The organism is Serratia myotis (assembly GCF_027474885.1).
GTDB classification, from domain to species: Bacteria; Pseudomonadota; Gammaproteobacteria; order Enterobacterales; family Enterobacteriaceae; genus Serratia; species Serratia proteamaculans.
The window spans coordinates 971,990-988,007 of sequence record NZ_CP099707.1; the positions used below are offsets into that span (position 1 = coordinate 971,990).

Genomic DNA, 16,018 nt, shown 5'->3' on the forward strand with positions numbered 1-16,018 from the left:
ACTATTGAAAAATTACGCTTTTTTAACAAGTCGAAGATAATTGGGTGAAACCCTGTTTTCTCCGAGTGGAGCCGAGGCTTGAGCTTTCCATTGTTGCCTGTATACTTATACAGTGTTATTGGAGGCGATATGCGTAAAATCATTCATGTCGATATGGACTGCTTCTTCGCGGCGGTAGAAATGCGCGACGATCCCAGCCTGCGCGATATTCCATTGGCGATCGGCGGCAGTGCCGACCGGCGTGGGGTGATCAGCACCGCCAACTATCCTGCCCGTCGCTATGGCGTGCACAGTGCGATGTCGACGGCGATGGCGCTCAAGCTTTGCCCACACCTGAAACTGCTGCCCGGCCGCATGGCGGCGTATAAAGAAGCCTCGCAGCATATCCGTGAAATCTTTGCCCGTTACACCCCGTTGATTGAGCCACTGTCACTGGATGAAGCCTATCTGGACGTGACCGACTGCAGCCAGTGCAACGGCTCGGCGACGCTGATCGCCGAACAAATCCGCCAGACTATCTCCGATGAACTCAACCTCACTGCCTCTGCCGGTATCGCTCCGATCAAGTTCCTCGCCAAGATTGCCTCAGAGCTGAATAAACCGAACGGACAATACGTCATCACGCCGGCGCAGGTGCCGGCGTTTTTACAGCAGTTGCCGCTGAGTAAAATTCCCGGCGTGGGCAAAGTGACGGCCAAACGGCTGGAGGACGTGGGGCTGATCACCTGTGCCGACGTGCAGCAGTATGATCTGGTGTTGCTGTTAAAGCGCTTCGGCAAATTTGGCCGGGTCCTGTGGGAGCGTTGTCAGGGGATCGATCTGCGTGAGGTCTCGCCAGAGCGGCTGCGTAAGTCGGTGGGGGTGGAGCGTACGCTGGCGGAAGATATTCATGACTGGGAAGATTGTGAAACACTGATTGTCGACAAGCTTTATCCCGAGCTGGAACTGCGGTTGCGTAAGGTGAAACCGGATCTGCACATCGCCCGACAAGGGGTAAAATTCAAGTTTCAGGATTTCCAGCAAACCACCCAGGAACACGTCTGGCCGGTACTGAATAAAGACGATTTGATCAACGTGGCGCGGCAGGTCTGGCGTGAGCGGCGTGAAGGACGCGGGGTGCGACTGGTCGGGTTGCACGTGACGTTACTGGATCCGCAGCTGGAACGGCAACTGCTGCTGCCCTGGGAATAACAAAGGCGCAAATATTTGCGCCTTTGGTTTAATCACTAAATCATCTGTAATATTACGCGCGCTCTGGGATGGCCTTCAGCAGTGCGGTCAGTAACTTCCAGTACAGACCCACGCTTTCGATATGCACCTGCTCATCCGGCGAGTGTGGCCCGGTGATGGTTGGCCCAATCGACACCATATCCATATTCGGGTACGGCTTTTTGAACAGGCCGCATTCCAGACCGGCGTGGATCACCATGATGTTCGGCGTCTTGTTGAACAGGTCCTGATAGATCTCGCGCACCAGATGCATGACCGGTGAGTCTGCGTCCGGCTGCCAGCCTGGGTAGCCGCCTTTTGGTGCGACCTTGGCGTTGGCCAACTGGCCCAGTGCGGTCAGCATGCCGACCACGTAGTCTTTACCGCTGTCGATCAGCGAGCGGATCAGGCAGATGATTTCTGCTTCGCTGTCGCTGGTGGTAACCACGCCCACGTTCAGTGAGGTTTCCACCACGCCTTTCACCGCGTCGCTCATGCGGATCACACCGTTTGGCGTACCGTTCAGCAGTGCCACAAAACGCTGTTGGCTGTCGGCAGTCATCGCCTGAGAGGTGCTGGTGACAGGCTCCAGCAGCACGGTGATGTTCTTCTCTTTGGCCGCCAGCTCGTTTTGCAGGGTCGCCAGGAACGCCTGGCTCAGCGCTTTCAGCGCATCGGCTTTCTCGGCCGGTACGGCAACCACCGCAGAGGCCTCACGCGGGATAGCATTACGCAGCGTGCCGCCGTTCAGATCCAGCAGGCGCAGGTTCAGCTCAGCGCTATGATCGAACAGGAAGCGTGCCAGCAGTTTGTTGGCATTGCCCAGCCCGACGTGGATATCCGCGCCAGAGTGGCCGCCTTTCAGGCCTTTGAGCGTCAGTTTCAGGGTTTGATAACCGGCAGGCACGGCTTCGCGCTGCAGCGGCAGGGTGGTGATAAAATCAATACCCCCGGCGCAACCCATGTAGATCTCGCCTTCCTCTTCGGAGTCGGTGTTGATCAGGATATCCGCCTGCAGCCAGTTCGCCTGCAGGCCGAATGCGCCGTCCATGCCCGCTTCTTCGGTCATGGTCAGCAGCACTTCCAGTGGACCGTGCTCGACGCTGTCGTCAGCCAGCACGGCCAGCGCGGAAGCCATACCGATACCGTTGTCGGCACCCAGCGTGGTGCCGCGGGCTTTGATCCACTCGCCGTCAATGTACGGCAGGATCGGATCCTTGGCGAAGTCGTGCACGGTGTCGTTATTTTTCTGCGGCACCATATCCAGGTGCGCCTGCAGGGCGACCGGTTTGCGGTTTTCCATGCCTTTGGTGGCAGGTTTACGCAGCAGGATGTTGCCTACATGGTCACGCTCGGCGTGCAGGTGTTTCTCTTTGGCCCACTCGAGGATGTGCTGTGCCAGCGCTTCTTCATGATAAGAAGGATGCGGAATAGAGCAGATTTTGGCAAAAATATCCCACAGCGGCTGTGGCGAAAGTTGAGACAATTCAGACACTATAAGTCTCCTGTAACAGCATTCTCGGCAATGCGGGAATGCCGCTCGGTTAGGGTTAGGGGCATCTGTGCTTCGTGGCACGATCTCCAGAGAATATCACTTTCTTCCGGGCGGTGCCCGTGCCGTATTGCGCTGTTTAAGCGCTTGATCACACTAGTTTGATGCGTCATTGCTCATTTATGCAGCATCAATCACCAGACGAAATACTTATGATTTCCAAGGTACAACTGGTATTTGGTGCGTCCAGTCTTTATAATCTCGCGCAACCTTTTTTCCCCTGATTACTGAGTAAGCCGCACCACTGCTGGCTGGGACACCATTCTATGAGCGAAAAATACGTTGTTACCTGGGACATGCTGCAAATGCAAGCGCGCAAACTGGCTCACCGCCTGCTGCCTGTTGAACAATGGACTGGCATTATTGCCGTAAGCCGCGGCGGTCTGGTACCGGCAGCGTTACTGGCGCGTGAGCTGGGTATTCGCCATGTAGATACCGTCTGCATCTCCAGCTATGACCATGACAACCAACGCGAAATGAAAGTGCTCAAGCGCGCCGAAGGCGACGGTGAAGGCTTTATCGTGATCGACGATCTGGTGGATACCGGCGGCACCGCCAAAGCGATCCGTGATATGTATCCGAAAGCGCATTTCGTCACCATCTTCGCCAAGCCGGCAGGTCGCCCGCTGGTTGATGACTATGTGGTTGATATCCCACAGGATACCTGGATCGAGCAGCCATGGGACATGGCGGTGACCTTCGTGCCACCGATCGGCGGCCGTTAAGCTAGCCACGCTGCTTCACCAAAACGCCCGGTTCTGCCGGGCGTTTGCGTTATTTTGCTTTATCGCTCCAGAGTTAGGTACACTACCTCCAGTTGATTAGGCTGTTTGCGGCCTATTACCAGATTTACGGAGGCTGTTGTTACCATGGCACAAGCCAACCTTTCTGAAATCCTGTTCAAACCCTCATTTAAACACCCTGAGACCTCAACTCTGGTACTGCGCGCGCGCAACAAAGTCAGCGCCGATCTGCATTCCACACTGGAAGGCGACACCGTCAGCAATTGGTACCGTATGCTCAACCCGCTGTTGTGGGCCTGGCGCGGTGTTGATCCGATCGAAATCAACGAAGTGCTGGCACGCATTGCGGTCGCGGATGTGGAACACACCAACGACAAATGGCTGGATACCGTGATCGGTTACCGTAACGGCAACTGGATCTACGAGTGGGTGCATCAGGGCATGCTCTGGCAACAGCGTGCGCTGGAACAACAGGATCCGCTGATTGGCGGCCAGTACTGGCTTAACGCCGCCAACTTTTACAGCATTGCCGGCTACCCGCACCTGAAAGGCGACGAGTTGGCCGAGCAGGCGGAGTCGTTGTCCAACCGGGCTTACGAAGAGGCCGCGCTGTTATTGCCATACCAGTTGAAAGAGCTGGAATTCCGCATTGAAGGCGGCAGCAGCATTACCGGCTTCCTGCATTTGCCGGAGAAGGGCGAAGCGCCGTTCCCGACGGTCTTTATGTGCGGCAGCCTGGATACCCTGCAGACCGACTATCACCGCCTGTTCCGCGATTATCTGGCACCGCAGGGCATCGCCATGCTGACCATTGATATGCCTTCCATCGGTTCTTCTTATAAGTGGAAGCTAACCCAGGATTCCAGCTTTCTGCATCAGCAGGTGCTGACCCAATTAGCCTCAGTGCCGTGGATTGACCATCAGCGCGTCACCGCGTTTGGCTTCCGCTTTGGTGCCAATGTGGCCGTCCGGTTAGCCTATCTGGAGCCACAGCGGCTACGGGGCGTGGCCTGCCTGGGGCCGGTGGTGCATCGCCTGCTGTGCGACATCAACACCCAGAAGAACGTGCCGGACATGTATATGGACGTGCTGGCCAGCCGGATGGGCATGGCCAACGCTTCGGACCATGTGCTGAAGGTCGAGCTGAACAGCTATTCGTTGAAAAATCAGGGGCTGTTGGGCCGCCGCTGCCCGACGCCGATGCTGGCCGGTTACTGGGATCAGGATCCGCTCAGCCCGAAAGAAGAGGCGCAGCTGATCGCTTCATCCTCGATGGACGGCAAATTGATCGCCATACCGCGCAAGCCGGTGTACAGCAGTTTTCACAAGGCGCTGCAGCAAATGTCTCATTGGATGAAAGATAAAATGCGTTAAATAGTTGCTAAATTTTAACAATTTGTTAAAAAGAATGGTCTACATTGAGGAGCTTAAGAATGACGTTACCGAGTGGTCACCCTAAAAGCCGACTAATGAAACGTTTCGCCAGCTTGGGGCCGTATCTGCGTGAAGGGCAATGTGAGAACGACCGTTTTTTCTTTGATTGTTTAGCCGTCTGCGTCAATGTTAAGCCTGCTCCAGAGCTGCGAGAGTTTTGGGGTTGGTGGATCGAACTGCATGCTGAAGATACGCGTTTCACCTACGCCTATCAGTTTGGCCTGTTTGATAAGAAAGGGCAGTGGACGCCGGAAAAGATTAAAGATACTGAAGTAAAAACCAAGCTGGAAACCACCCTGCGTGATTTCCATCGTCGTCTGGGTGATCTGCTGACCACCATGGAGCTGACGCTTGAACCGGCCCCTGATTTCAAAGAAAAATTGATTAAACTTTCCGCCTGACCCCGTTTGACCGCAAGTATTCTGCTGATTTCGCGTTGTGCCTGTTGGCATAACGCGTCTCTCCTGTTACAAAGTCCTTTGCACTATTCTTCTCATCTTACACGGCAGAAACACTATGAACGGCAGCCAGACACTGGTTGTGAAATTGGGCACCAGCGTGTTGACCGGCGGATCGCTGCGTCTTAACCGTGCCCATATTGTCGAACTGGTTCGCCAGTGCGCACAACAGCATGCAGCGGGTCACCGCATCGTTATCGTCACCTCTGGCGCGATTGCCGCCGGGCGCGAGCATTTGGGCTACCCCGAACTCCCCGCCACCATCGCCTCCAAGCAGTTACTGGCGGCGGTCGGGCAGAGCCGGTTGATCCAACTGTGGGAGCAACTGTTCTCCATCTATGGCATCCACGTCGGGCAGATGTTGCTGACGCGCGCCGATCTGGAAGACCGCGAACGCTTCCTCAACGCGCGTGACACCATGACGGCGTTGCTGGACAACCGTATCGTGCCGGTAATCAATGAGAATGACGCGGTTGCGACCGCAGAAATCAAGGTGGGCGACAACGACAACCTGTCGGCACTGGCGGCGATCCTGGCCGGGGCCGATAAACTGTTGTTGCTGACCGATCAGCAGGGGCTGTACACCGCCGACCCACGCAATAACCCGCAGGCAGAGCTGATCCGTGAAGTGCACGGCATCGACGACGCACTGCGAGCCATCGCCGGCGACAGCGTCTCCGGCCTGGGTACCGGCGGCATGGGCACCAAGCTGCAAGCCGCCGACGTGGCCTGCCGTGCCGGTATCGACGTGATCATCGCGGCCGGCAGCAAGCCGGGCGTAGTGAGTGATGTGATTGAGGGCAAACCGGTGGGCACCCGTTTCCACGCGCTGGAAACCCCATTGGAAAACCGCAAACGCTGGATCTTCGGCGCACCCCCGGCCGGTGAGATCACCGTCGACGACGGTGCGGTCGACGCCATTATGGCGCGCGGCAGTTCACTGCTGCCGAAGGGCATTCGCGAAGTCAAAGGCGATTTCTCCCGTGGTGAAGTGATCCGCATCCACAACCTGACGGGGCGCGATCTGGCGCACGGCGTCAGCCGTTATAACAGCGACGCGATGCGCATGATTGCCGGTCACCACTCGCAGGAAATCAGCGAAATTCTCGGTTATGAATACGGCCCGGTGGCAGTACACCGCGACGATATGATTGTCAGCTAAGGAGTGAGCATGCTAGAGCAGATGGGGAAGGCCGCCAAGCAGGCCTCCTGGCAACTGGCGGTGCTGAGCACGGCGAAGAAAAACCAGGTGCTGTCGGTCATTGCCGACAGACTGGAAGCCGAAAGCGAAGTGATTTTACAGGCTAACGAACAGGACATGGAACAGGCACGCGCCAGCGGGATGACCGAAGCGCTGCTCGATCGCCTGTTACTGACCCCGGCACGCCTGGCGGCGATCGCCAATGACGTGCGTCAGGTATGCCGCCTGAACGACCCGGTCGGCCACGTATTGGACGGCAGCCTGCTGGACAGTGGCTTGAAGCTGGAACGCCGCCGGGTACCGCTCGGGGTGATTGGCGTGATTTATGAAGCACGGCCAAACGTCACCATCGACGTCGCCAGCCTGTGCCTGAAAACCGGCAACGCGGTGATCCTGCGTGGCGGTAAAGAAACCCACCACACCAATCAGGCGACGGTGAAGGTGATACAGCAGGCGCTGGAACAGTGCGGCCTGCCGGCAGCGGCGGTACAGGCGATTGAAAGCCCGGATCGCGCCCTGGTGAATGAACTGCTGCGCCTGGATCGCTACGTCGACATGCTGATCCCACGCGGCGGCGCGGGCCTGCACAAACTGTGCCGCGAACAGTCGACCATCCCGGTGATCACCGGCGGTATCGGCGTTTGCCATACCTACGTGGATGACAGCGTGGATTTCGACAAAGCGCTGACGGTGATCGAGAACGCCAAAATTCAACGCCCAAGCGCCTGTAACTCGCTGGAGACGCTGCTGGTGAATCGCAACATCGCCGCAGAGTTCTTACCTGCCTTGAGTACGCGAATGGCGGCGGTCGGCGTCACCCTGCACGCAGCGGAGAACGCCATGCCGCTGTTGCAAGACGGCCCGGCAACGGTGGTGGCGGTAGCGGCGGAAGATTACGACGACGAATGGCTGTCGTTGGACTTGAACGTGGCGCTGGTGGATGACATCGATCAGGCCATCGACCATATTCGCACCCACGGCACCAGCCATTCCGACGCGATCCTCACCCGTTCACTGAGCAGCGCCGAGCACTTCGTGCGTGCGGTGGACTCCAGCGCGGTGTACGTCAACGCCAGCACCCGCTTCACCGACGGCGGCCAGTTCGGCCTGGGCGCAGAAGTGGCCGTCAGCACCCAGAAACTGCACGCCCGCGGCCCAATGGGCCTGGATGCACTGACCACCTACAAGTGGATCGGTTATGGTGATGATTTGGTTCGTAGCTAAGTTTTAGTTCGGTGTTTCAAAAATGCAGGGGCGCAGTTCATTTGGACTGTGCCCTTTTTGTATTTTGTTTTCAGTTCGATGGGGAGTTCCTGCATTTCTATGGTTGATGAAAAGTTGGTCGACACCATTTTTATTATTGAATTATTTATCACAGAACTATTTTCAATACGGAATCATTCAAAAAATAAATGTATTAATTAAAATACCAAATGAATATTAATGATTTTTTGGTAGTGTGCACTCAATTCATCATGCTTTACGTGCTAATAATTGGTATTAATAAAAATATAATTTTATATTTAAATGGGGTTTTTATATTACTGGCGGTGTTAGAAGAAACTAATTCAGTTCATCACTGATTTAACGAACACTTCACACCTTGACTACAAACTATTGCAGAGTGGGTAAAATGATGTAGAGTAATGTCAATAAGATTACTCTTTGTTTAATAAGAAATAATAACCACTTTAAACTATTAATATTATTGGGTAATGTCAATGTGGAAAAAAAGGATTGAAAAAAAACTGTGTTCGGAATGGGTTATCCGAAACACACTCTATTGGATGACTGCGTACACACAGTGGCACCTTGAAGATGAGGGCTCAGAGTGGGTGATAACCATAAACTCGCCAGGCCAAGAATTTGAATTCGAAAGACTTCTTAATGACTACACACTTAGGGAGTTGCTTCAAAAAAAAACGGGTCACATCAAATCATCAATTATAGATAACGTCTTGAGTAGTATAGATGCGAGGTTGGCAGAATGAAGCTTATGCCGTTCAACTTTGACAGGTTAAACGATGATACGGTTTTCATTAGCAACTTAGCGGGATTTCATAAGTTCATTACCACTGAAAATTTTTTCCAGCTAGCTGAGTATTCGACCACTGCGGATCAGGTTTTCAATGATTCTTTAGAGAGCAAATTGTTCATTTCTGGAGATACTGAACAGCCGTTTACAGCTTCAGTTTTGAGTTCCGGCTTTGCAAAGCGGGTTATGAGTGACTTGGCTGTAAATCCGATTTTTATGATTGTTCCAACGCTAAGATGTGATCATACCTGTAAGTATTGCCAGGTAAGTCGAGCTGCCGTTGGTGCAAGTGATTATGATCTTGATCCGAACCTAATTCCTATAATAATAAGAAAGATCAAAAGATTATCGTCAGCCCCATACAAAATAGAAGTGCAGGGCGGGGAGCCTCTTCTTCGATTTGACCTTGTTAAATCAATCTACGAGCAGTGCGAACAGGACCTAGGAGACGACGCCTTCGAGATGGTGATTGCCACGAGTTTGTCCTTGTTAGAGCCATCAATTCTCTCTTGGGTCAAAGAGCGCAATATTACTTTCTCTGTATCGTTGGATGGTGGTGAGGGCATCCATAACAAAAATCGTATTCTGACCGGCAGAAAATCACATTCCAAAGCCGTTGACGGTATCCGTAGAATTAAGAACGAGTTGGGGAAAAGTCGAGTATCTACGGTAACCACTGTGACGAAAGAGCTTATTAGAAATCCGTCTTCTATCATCGATGCTCACTTAGAATTAGGATTGACTGATATTTTTGTCAGGCCGGTAAGCCCGTATGGATTTGCACATAAAGATGATTTTTCTTTCTCTATGGCTGAGTACTATACGTTTTATGAAAAACTTATAGAAGATATTGTAAGACGTAATAAAAATGGGATCCCTGTTGTTGAACATTCGGCAGCGATACATCTGAAGCGAATTTTTAATCCAGGGTTCAGTGGTTACGCTGATCTGAAATCGCCCAGCGGTGTTGTCCTGAATTGTATCCTCTTTAACTATGATGGCCGTGTGTATGGCAGTGATGAGAGTCGGATGTTGCAGAAGGTTAATGGAGAAGTAGATTTTAGTGCAGGTAAAGTCACTAACATGTCATTTTCGAAAAGTGACTACTATCGAACAGTCTTGGCATCATCATTTAATTTCACATTACCTGGGTGTGATGTCTGTGCTTATCAACCCTTCTGTGGGTCTGATCCCTGCCAAAACATAAGTATGCAAGGAGAGCCTGTCGGCGACAGGAGTAAATCAACGTTTTGTCAATACCATAAAGGTATGTTCAGATTTTTGATGGGTAAACTTGCAGGCGGCGGTGATGTAGCAGATATTTTGAAGGGATGGGCTTATGTCTGAGGTGATAAGGAACGATATTTTTAGATATAAAAGTGAAAATATTGTGCCCCCGGGATTCTATCAGTTATATAAGACTAAGCCAGAAAACCCAAGGTTCTACCTACCTAATTTGTTAGTAAGCTCAGGCACGTCTGAGAAGGAGTTGTTTCCTTATTACGCAGCCTGTATTGAGAGTAAAAGCCTTTTTAATGCAATTGAGGATGGTGATGTAGCTATTGTTAATAATGGCAACATGCTCAGGGTGATTCTTTCTCGTAAAGCTAATCACAATACTGTTCTTGTCACCGAACGATGCAACAATCTTTGTACGTTCTGCTCGCAACCGCCAAAAAAAGGTAATGATGATTGGTTGCTGACTCAATCAGCTCTAGCCATTGCTGCATTTAATCTTGATGGTGTTGTGGGAATTAGTGGTGGCGAGCCTTTACTGTATGGTACTAGTTTTCTGGATTTTCTGGATTTTATCGTTGAAAACTCCCCTGAGACTTCATTGCATGTACTTACTAATGGGAGAGCATTTGCAGACAGTTCCTTTGCCCGGGAAGTGAAGTTGCGATGTGAACACGTAAATATCACTTTTGGTATCCCACTGTATTCATCACGAAAAATAATTCACGACCAACTTGTTGGCAGTGATGGAGCCTTCAACGAAACAGTTTGCGGGTTGATAAATGCAGGGAATTTGGGTATTAATATTGAGTTGAGAATAATTCCTACAAAAGGAAATTATCAAGATCTACCTCACATTATTGAGTATGTTGGCCGCATTTTTTCCAATGTGAATCAAATCTCCATTATGGGACTAGAGCCAATTGGGTGGGCAAGAAAGAACTGGCCTGAAATATTTATCGAGCACAATGAGTTATCTAGTTATTTATCAGAGTCGGTAGCGGTAGCATCTAGGTCAGGACTTGATGTGTTGATTTTTAATTATCCACTTTGTCATCTACCCGACGATCTACGGCATTTCTCTGTTCAATCGATTTCTGATTGGAAAAACTTCTACCCAGAAGAGTGTGATCCATGCAGTAAAAAGCTTGTTTGCGCTGGTTATTTCAGCTCTTCAAAAGGACGATTTCATCAAGCTCCGAGACCAATATTATGAAAAAATTTAATTTTGCTGCATTACTCCCAGGACTTTTTGCTCTAAATAACTCTGTATGGGCAAGCGACTCGGCTAAAGAGATTGGGGATATCTCAAATATGTCCCTAAACGAGCATGATCTTATTCTGGCTCCTTTGAATACTGATATTCCTTTCTATATCGCAGGGCATCGTAGTCATAGCTCTCATAGAAGCCATAGTTCACATCGATCTTCTTCCGGTGGCGGTTATTACAGCTCGCCTTACTATCCAAAAACGACAAGCTCGCCTTCGAGTACTCGTAGTACAACGTCTTCATCGTCGAACTCTGGTTCAACTACATCCTCATCTGTTCGCTCTCTCAGTTCAAGCAATGGATCATCAACAACCGGGGCTTCTAGGGTAGCTGGCACAAACTCAACAATGGGAACAGTGTCAGCTGATAAAGAAAAACGGCGTCGGCTGATAATGAGGGTTCAGTTCGCGTTGTTCGATAAAGGTTATTATGACGGCGTCATTGATGGTGTTATGGGACCGGCGACAAGGTCCTCTATAAGAACATACCGAGTTAATAAAGGACTACCACTCCCGATATCTGAGACGCTTGATACGCAACTGCTAAATTCACTTGGTGTATTGGCACGGTGATTCTATTTTTTCCATGCCCCCTGCGGAGATATGGCCTTCAAGATACTCTGAACCTGTGGGTGAGTCGTAATTGAACAACGTTTTAAAATTTGGGGCCAGGGCAGTAAAAACCACCCGAAGCCCCCAGTATTACCCATCTATATTCCCGTTGTTTCTTAACCATAAGATGTTTGCGTTGTTCTTTAGTCATCGCCTTGTTGGAGCTGGAAATAACGCAGTTATATTCTTTTCCTTTATTAATGACCATAAAGGTGCTGACCGGGTTTTTAAAATCTTTGTCGATGGTGAAATAAACATAGTCCTGCGGTAAAGAACTTGGTTTGAACGCGCCAAACGCATAAACCCCTTCCATGCCGAGTGCAGATAAATCAATCGTCAGTTCCATCGGTTGCGTAGCCATCGGGGATGGCAGCATCGATTTCGCCGACATCATCATCGAGCTGGGGTTAACGGTATATTCGCTGGTGACTTTCATCCCGACATACTTGGACGTCGGCATCGAAAGCTCTTTCATACAGGCCGCGTCGTGCTTGGGCGCGGGGCTGCCATTCTCTTGCACGGCATGCACGTGTTCCAGGGTAACCGTCTCTTTGCCGGTCATCGGTTGTTTGCTGTCTGCTGCATGTGCCATACCCGCCATTGCGAGGGCGGCAACCGTAGGTAAAATAACGCCAGTCATTATTTTCATTACTTTGCTCCTGACTTTTATGTTTGGAAAAGTAATATTAACTTTCCCGTGTGTGTAGCCGATGGAATTTAATTAATGAAATCATGGGTGCACCGCATCGCCTTGTGTGACCACAGGGCATGACAGAGCTCTCCTGAAAAGTAACTGGCGTTTTTTAAGATGAATATAATGAGTGGTTAATAATATTGGTTGCGGATCTTCGTCAGCCCGTGGGCTTATAATTTGTATGAATAACCTTAGTCAATAAACGGAATAGATACAACTCGCCGGATGCGAATTTATTTTTAATCGCCATAAACTATGAAAACAATAAGCCAATGGATTATATCTATTGGCCTATATATACATGCTTATTATTACACTATGGGGTCTTGTCACCTTTAGCTAAGGCTTTTTCAGCCATGGCAGCATACGCACCAGCGCATTGTCCTTCACGAGGTAGTGATGGAACAGCGCCGCTGCGGCATGTAGCCCAATCAGCCAATAGCCGAAGGCTGCCAGCGTCTTGTGCCAGCCGATAATCATCCGCGCCTGTGGCCGGTCGGCGACTTCGGCAAAGGGCATCGGCAGGCCAAACAGAAACCACTCTTTACCGCCCAGATAGCGGGAATAAACGCCCAGCACCGGTAGCGTCAGCAGCAACAGATAAATCAGGCTGTGCACCAGATGGGCCGCGCCGGTTTGCCATTTAGCCGGTTTCGGGTTGATGGCGGGGCTGGTGTGGCGCCAGCGCAGCAACAGGCGGGCGATCATCAATACAAATACCGTCACGCCACAACTGAAGTGGGTCACCACCAGCACGTACCACAGCGGGGTGCCTGGCACGCTAAAGCCTCTCAGCTCAATCGTCGTACAGGTCACGACCAACAGGATCGCCACCAGCCAGTGCAGGCGGATCTGCATCGGCATATAAGAGTTCTGCACCGGGTTGCCTTCGAATGTTAAATCACAGTGCTGATGAGAGTAACCAAATGTTACAAGAGAGGAAAGCGCCGGATGTGAATATCATCCGGCGCTTGGTGTTACTCAGTCGACCTTGGCTTTGGCGAAGTCACTGCCGTTAACGTCAACTACATAGCCGCTGACGTTGCTGCGGGTGGCGTAAAACACCTTGCCGTTAGCCAATGGCAGCAGTGGTACCTGTTTGGCAAAAATCACCTGCGCCTGCTGATAAAGCTTGGCGCGTTCGGCCGGGGCACTGACCAAAATTGCCTGATGGATCAGCTTGTCATAGCTGCTGTCGCACCAGCGGGACACGTTGGCACCGGTCTGTACGCCAGCGCAGTTGAGCAGCGTGGCGAAGTTGTCCGGGTCGCCGTTATCCGACATCCAGCCATACAGCGCGCTTTGCTGTTCCCCTTTACGCAGCCCGGCCAGGTATTGGCCCCATTCCCAGGTGACGATTTTGGCTTTCACGCCCACTTTCGCCCAGTCGCTCTGGATCATCTCGGCGATGCGTCGTGAATTAGGGTTGTAAGGTCGCGCCACCGGCATTGACCAGATGTCGGTCTCAAAGCCTTTTTCCAGCCCGGCCTGTTTGAGCAGTTCACGCGCTTTCTCCGGGTTATAAGCGTATTCCGGCAGCTTGTCGTTATAGCCCAGCATACCCGGCGGCAGGATCGAGTTGGCCGTGGTGCCGCTTTCCTTGAACACCGCCGCGACGATGGCCTTTTTGTCCACCGCATAGCTCAGTGCCTGGCGTACCAGCACATTATCAAACGGTTTCTTCTGGGTATTGAATGCCAGATAGCCGACGTTCAGGCCGTTGATATCGTGCAATTGCAGGTTTTTGTCGCTCTTGATGGCGTCAAACTGCTCGGCCAGCGGGGCAGGGATGATCTGGCACTCGTTGGTTTTCAGTTTGGCCAGCCGGGTTTGCGGGTTCGGCGTGATGGAGAAGATAAGGTGCTTGCTGGCCACCTCGCCCTGCCAGTAATGCGGGTTGGCGATGTAGCGGATCAGCGAATCCTGTTTGTACTGTTGCAGCGCGAATGGACCAGTGCCGATCGGCCAATTGTCGACATACTCCGGCGTGCCTTTTTTCAGCATGGCGTCGGCATATTCGGCGGACAGGATCGACGCGAAGTCCATGGTCCAGTCCGCCAGAAACGCGGCGTTAGGCTGGCTGAGGGTAAAGCGCACGTGGTCGTTATCCACCGCTTCCACTTTGGTGATCAGCTTGTCCAGCCCGGTATCGGTAAAGTACTCGTAGTTGCCGCCGGACACCTTGTGATACGGATTATTGGCATCTTTTTGACGCATCACGGTGAACACCACGTCCTCGGCGTTAAAGTCACGTGTTGGGGTGAAGTACTTGTTGCTGTTGAATTTCACGCCCTTGCGCAGTGTAAAGGTGTAGGTCTTGCCGTCCGGGCTGATGGTCCACTCGGTTGCCAGTGAGGGAGCGGGGGTTTTATCGCTTTCACGCAGCGTCAACAGGCGGTTATACAGCACCTGCGAGGTGGCGATAAAGGTGGTACCGGAGCTGGAAAGCTGCGGGTTGAAAGACTCCGGTGAGGCCACGGTGCAGTAGACCAGGGTATCGCTGGCGGCCAGGGCATTGCCCGCCGTCAACAGGCCGGTTCCCGCCAATAACAGACCCACAGTGCTTGGTTTTAAACGCATAAAATGGATGGCTCCCTCAGGTTGAATGAGGACACTGCCGCCGCTGTGGCATTCAGGCAGCCCTCAGTTTAAATATAAGTGATTGATAGAGGATATGGGAACTGGTGCTTGATGATTGATCGAGTCGTCAGGTTAACACCGCCGTCAGTTTAGCCAGGGAAATTGTATGCTTAGGTAAATAACCCCGATTTTTCGGCTGTCTGACAAAAATGTTATCAACGGGTCATTTTGGGGTCAGTAACCCCCGCTTAGAATCACCTCACCAGGCAGAATCGGGTCTGGTCAATCCAACGAGGTGGTTATTATGAAAGCAACTAAATATGTTATGGCGGCTCTACTCCTGGCTGTGGCTTCAACCAGCAGCTTTGCGGCCAGCAGCGTTAGCTCTGAGCAGGGGCTGACCAAAATCGGTGTGGTATCCGCCAGCGGTGCGCTGACGCTCTCCGGTCTGGAGAACAAATTGGCGAAAAAAGCCGACGAGGCCGGGGCCAGTTCCTACCGCATTATTGCTGCCAGCGGGGGCAACAAACTGCACGGCGTGGCGGTGATTTACCAATAATGGTCGCGACATTGCGTTCAATCGGGGCGGTACTCGCCACTGCCGCCCCAACAACCCCGTTTTTAGGCTTCTTTCCCTCTCCTTAACGGCGTTATTGCCGCCACATTCTCTCTTTGTTCGTTCCTTCCTTGCGGTATGAGCAGGTTATTCTATATTCATGAAAATGATAATAAGTGTTATTATCATTTTCATTTGTAACTGAATCGAAACATCTTCAGTGCGCTGCGGTGGCCGTTTGAATAGGCGATGCCGTCCAGTCACTACGTGCGCCAGGGGGGCAAGCACGCCAACCACAATAAGAACGTTCACGCCGGGCTGCCGCGAGTTGGCCGTTCAGCCGTGTCCGGCATTCACCCCGTTTTGGCCGCTATCAGATGCACTTTGCGGCGGCGGGGTTTTGGCTTCCGTTGTTTCAACATTTGTTTATGGCTTATCA

At 51.8% G+C, this 16,018-nt stretch carries 15 protein-coding genes; 11 read left to right on the forward strand and 4 right to left on the reverse strand.

The features are described 5' to 3' along the window. Positions 1-129 precede the first annotated feature (129 nt). Positions 130-1,191 (forward strand): DNA polymerase IV, encoded by a 1,062-nt coding sequence (dinB, locus tag NHG65_RS04505; RefSeq protein WP_499182975.1) that lies wholly within the window; start codon positions 130-132, stop codon positions 1,189-1,191. A gap of 52 nt (positions 1,192-1,243) precedes the next feature. Here dinB and pepD read toward each other — a convergent pair whose 3' ends face one another. After that, positions 1,244-2,704: a beta-Ala-His dipeptidase gene (pepD, locus tag NHG65_RS04510; RefSeq protein WP_112347790.1), complete on the reverse strand. Its 1,461-nt coding sequence runs from the start codon at positions 2,702-2,704 to the stop codon at positions 1,244-1,246. Between the two features lie 323 nt (positions 2,705-3,027). Here pepD and gpt point away from each other — a divergent pair, with 323 nt between their 5' ends. The 9 genes from gpt to hxsA all read left to right on the forward strand — a co-directional run bounded on the left by gpt (position 3,028) and on the right by hxsA (position 11,710). After that, positions 3,028-3,486 carry a xanthine phosphoribosyltransferase gene (gene gpt, locus NHG65_RS04515; protein ID WP_112347789.1) on the forward strand — a complete coding sequence of 153 codons (459 nt, stop codon included), beginning with the start codon at positions 3,028-3,030 and terminating at the stop codon, positions 3,484-3,486. Positions 3,487-3,630: 144 nt separating this feature from the next. After that, positions 3,631-4,878, forward strand: a complete 1,248-nt coding sequence (gene frsA / locus NHG65_RS04520) for an esterase FrsA (RefSeq protein ID WP_261427475.1) — start codon at positions 3,631-3,633, stop codon at positions 4,876-4,878. A 59-nt stretch (positions 4,879-4,937) separates the two neighbouring features. After that, positions 4,938-5,339, forward strand: a complete 402-nt coding sequence (gene crl / locus NHG65_RS04525) for a sigma factor-binding protein Crl (RefSeq protein WP_262209253.1) — start codon at positions 4,938-4,940, stop codon at positions 5,337-5,339. Positions 5,340-5,454: 115 nt separating this feature from the next. Continuing rightward, a complete protein-coding gene (proB, locus tag NHG65_RS04530; protein ID WP_499182976.1) occupies positions 5,455-6,558 on the forward strand; it encodes a glutamate 5-kinase in 1,104 nt (367 codons plus the stop codon). A 9-nt stretch (positions 6,559-6,567) separates the two neighbouring features. Further along, entirely contained in the window at positions 6,568-7,821 is a 1,254-nt protein-coding gene (proA, locus tag NHG65_RS04535) for a glutamate-5-semialdehyde dehydrogenase (protein ID WP_061806728.1), read from the forward strand. Between the two features lie 497 nt (positions 7,822-8,318). After that, entirely contained in the window at positions 8,319-8,588 is a 270-nt protein-coding gene (gene hxsD, locus NHG65_RS04540; protein WP_499182977.1) for a His-Xaa-Ser system protein HxsD, read from the forward strand. After that, positions 8,585-9,979 (forward strand): His-Xaa-Ser system radical SAM maturase HxsB, encoded by a 1,395-nt coding sequence (gene hxsB, locus NHG65_RS04545; protein WP_499182978.1) that lies wholly within the window; start codon positions 8,585-8,587, stop codon positions 9,977-9,979. Before hxsD ends, hxsB begins: the two co-directional genes overlap by 4 nt. Continuing rightward, positions 9,972-11,084: a His-Xaa-Ser system radical SAM maturase HxsC gene (hxsC, locus tag NHG65_RS04550; RefSeq protein ID WP_499182979.1), complete on the forward strand. Its 1,113-nt coding sequence runs from the start codon at positions 9,972-9,974 to the stop codon at positions 11,082-11,084. Before hxsB ends, hxsC begins: the two co-directional genes overlap by 8 nt. Next, on the forward strand, positions 11,081-11,710 hold the full coding sequence (hxsA, locus tag NHG65_RS04555; protein ID WP_499182980.1) for a His-Xaa-Ser repeat protein HxsA: 630 nt from the start codon (positions 11,081-11,083) through the stop codon (positions 11,708-11,710). Before hxsC ends, hxsA begins: the two co-directional genes overlap by 4 nt. A gap of 82 nt (positions 11,711-11,792) precedes the next feature. Here hxsA and NHG65_RS04560 read toward each other — a convergent pair whose 3' ends face one another. The 3 genes from NHG65_RS04560 to NHG65_RS04570 form a co-directional block, all read right to left on the reverse strand. Next, complete coding sequence (locus NHG65_RS04560; RefSeq protein WP_499182981.1) at positions 11,793-12,398, reverse strand: hypothetical protein; 606 nt, start codon at positions 12,396-12,398, stop codon at positions 11,793-11,795. Positions 12,399-12,782: 384 nt separating this feature from the next. Then, positions 12,783-13,307 (reverse strand): cytochrome b561, encoded by a 525-nt coding sequence (gene cybB / locus NHG65_RS04565; protein ID WP_085115534.1) that lies wholly within the window; start codon positions 13,305-13,307, stop codon positions 12,783-12,785. A gap of 117 nt (positions 13,308-13,424) precedes the next feature. Next, complete coding sequence (locus NHG65_RS04570) at positions 13,425-15,023, reverse strand: ABC transporter substrate-binding protein (protein ID WP_261251597.1); 1,599 nt, start codon at positions 15,021-15,023, stop codon at positions 13,425-13,427. A 304-nt stretch (positions 15,024-15,327) separates the two neighbouring features. Here NHG65_RS04570 and bhsA point away from each other — a divergent pair, with 304 nt between their 5' ends. After that, positions 15,328-15,582: a multiple stress resistance protein BhsA gene (gene bhsA / locus NHG65_RS04575; RefSeq protein ID WP_099064910.1), complete on the forward strand. Its 255-nt coding sequence runs from the start codon at positions 15,328-15,330 to the stop codon at positions 15,580-15,582. The last annotated feature ends 436 nt before the right edge of the window (positions 15,583-16,018 follow it).

Bases quoted from the DNA above. Each gene is read 5' to 3' on its own strand.
- dinB (WP_499182975.1), top strand. From the start codon at position 130: ATGCGTAAAATCATTCATGTCGATATGGACTGCTTCTTCGCGGCGGTA.
- gpt (WP_112347789.1), top strand. From the start codon at position 3,028: ATGAGCGAAAAATACGTTGTTACCTGGGACATGCTGCAAATGCAAGCG.
- frsA (WP_261427475.1), top strand. From the start codon at position 3,631: ATGGCACAAGCCAACCTTTCTGAAATCCTGTTCAAACCCTCATTTAAA.
- crl (WP_262209253.1), top strand. From the start codon at position 4,938: ATGACGTTACCGAGTGGTCACCCTAAAAGCCGACTAATGAAACGTTTC.
- proB (WP_499182976.1), top strand. From the start codon at position 5,455: ATGAACGGCAGCCAGACACTGGTTGTGAAATTGGGCACCAGCGTGTTG.
- proA (WP_061806728.1), top strand. From the start codon at position 6,568: ATGCTAGAGCAGATGGGGAAGGCCGCCAAGCAGGCCTCCTGGCAACTG.
- hxsD (WP_499182977.1), top strand. From the start codon at position 8,319: ATGTGGAAAAAAAGGATTGAAAAAAAACTGTGTTCGGAATGGGTTATC.
- hxsB (WP_499182978.1), top strand. From the start codon at position 8,585: ATGAAGCTTATGCCGTTCAACTTTGACAGGTTAAACGATGATACGGTT.
- hxsC (WP_499182979.1), top strand. From the start codon at position 9,972: ATGTCTGAGGTGATAAGGAACGATATTTTTAGATATAAAAGTGAAAAT.
- hxsA (WP_499182980.1), top strand. From the start codon at position 11,081: ATGAAAAAATTTAATTTTGCTGCATTACTCCCAGGACTTTTTGCTCTA.
- NHG65_RS04560 (WP_499182981.1), bottom strand. From the start codon at position 12,398: ATGAAAATAATGACTGGCGTTATTTTACCTACGGTTGCCGCCCTCGCA.
- cybB (WP_085115534.1), bottom strand. From the start codon at position 13,307: ATGCCGATGCAGATCCGCCTGCACTGGCTGGTGGCGATCCTGTTGGTC.
- NHG65_RS04570 (WP_261251597.1), bottom strand. From the start codon at position 15,023: ATGCGTTTAAAACCAAGCACTGTGGGTCTGTTATTGGCGGGAACCGGC.
- bhsA (WP_099064910.1), top strand. From the start codon at position 15,328: ATGAAAGCAACTAAATATGTTATGGCGGCTCTACTCCTGGCTGTGGCT.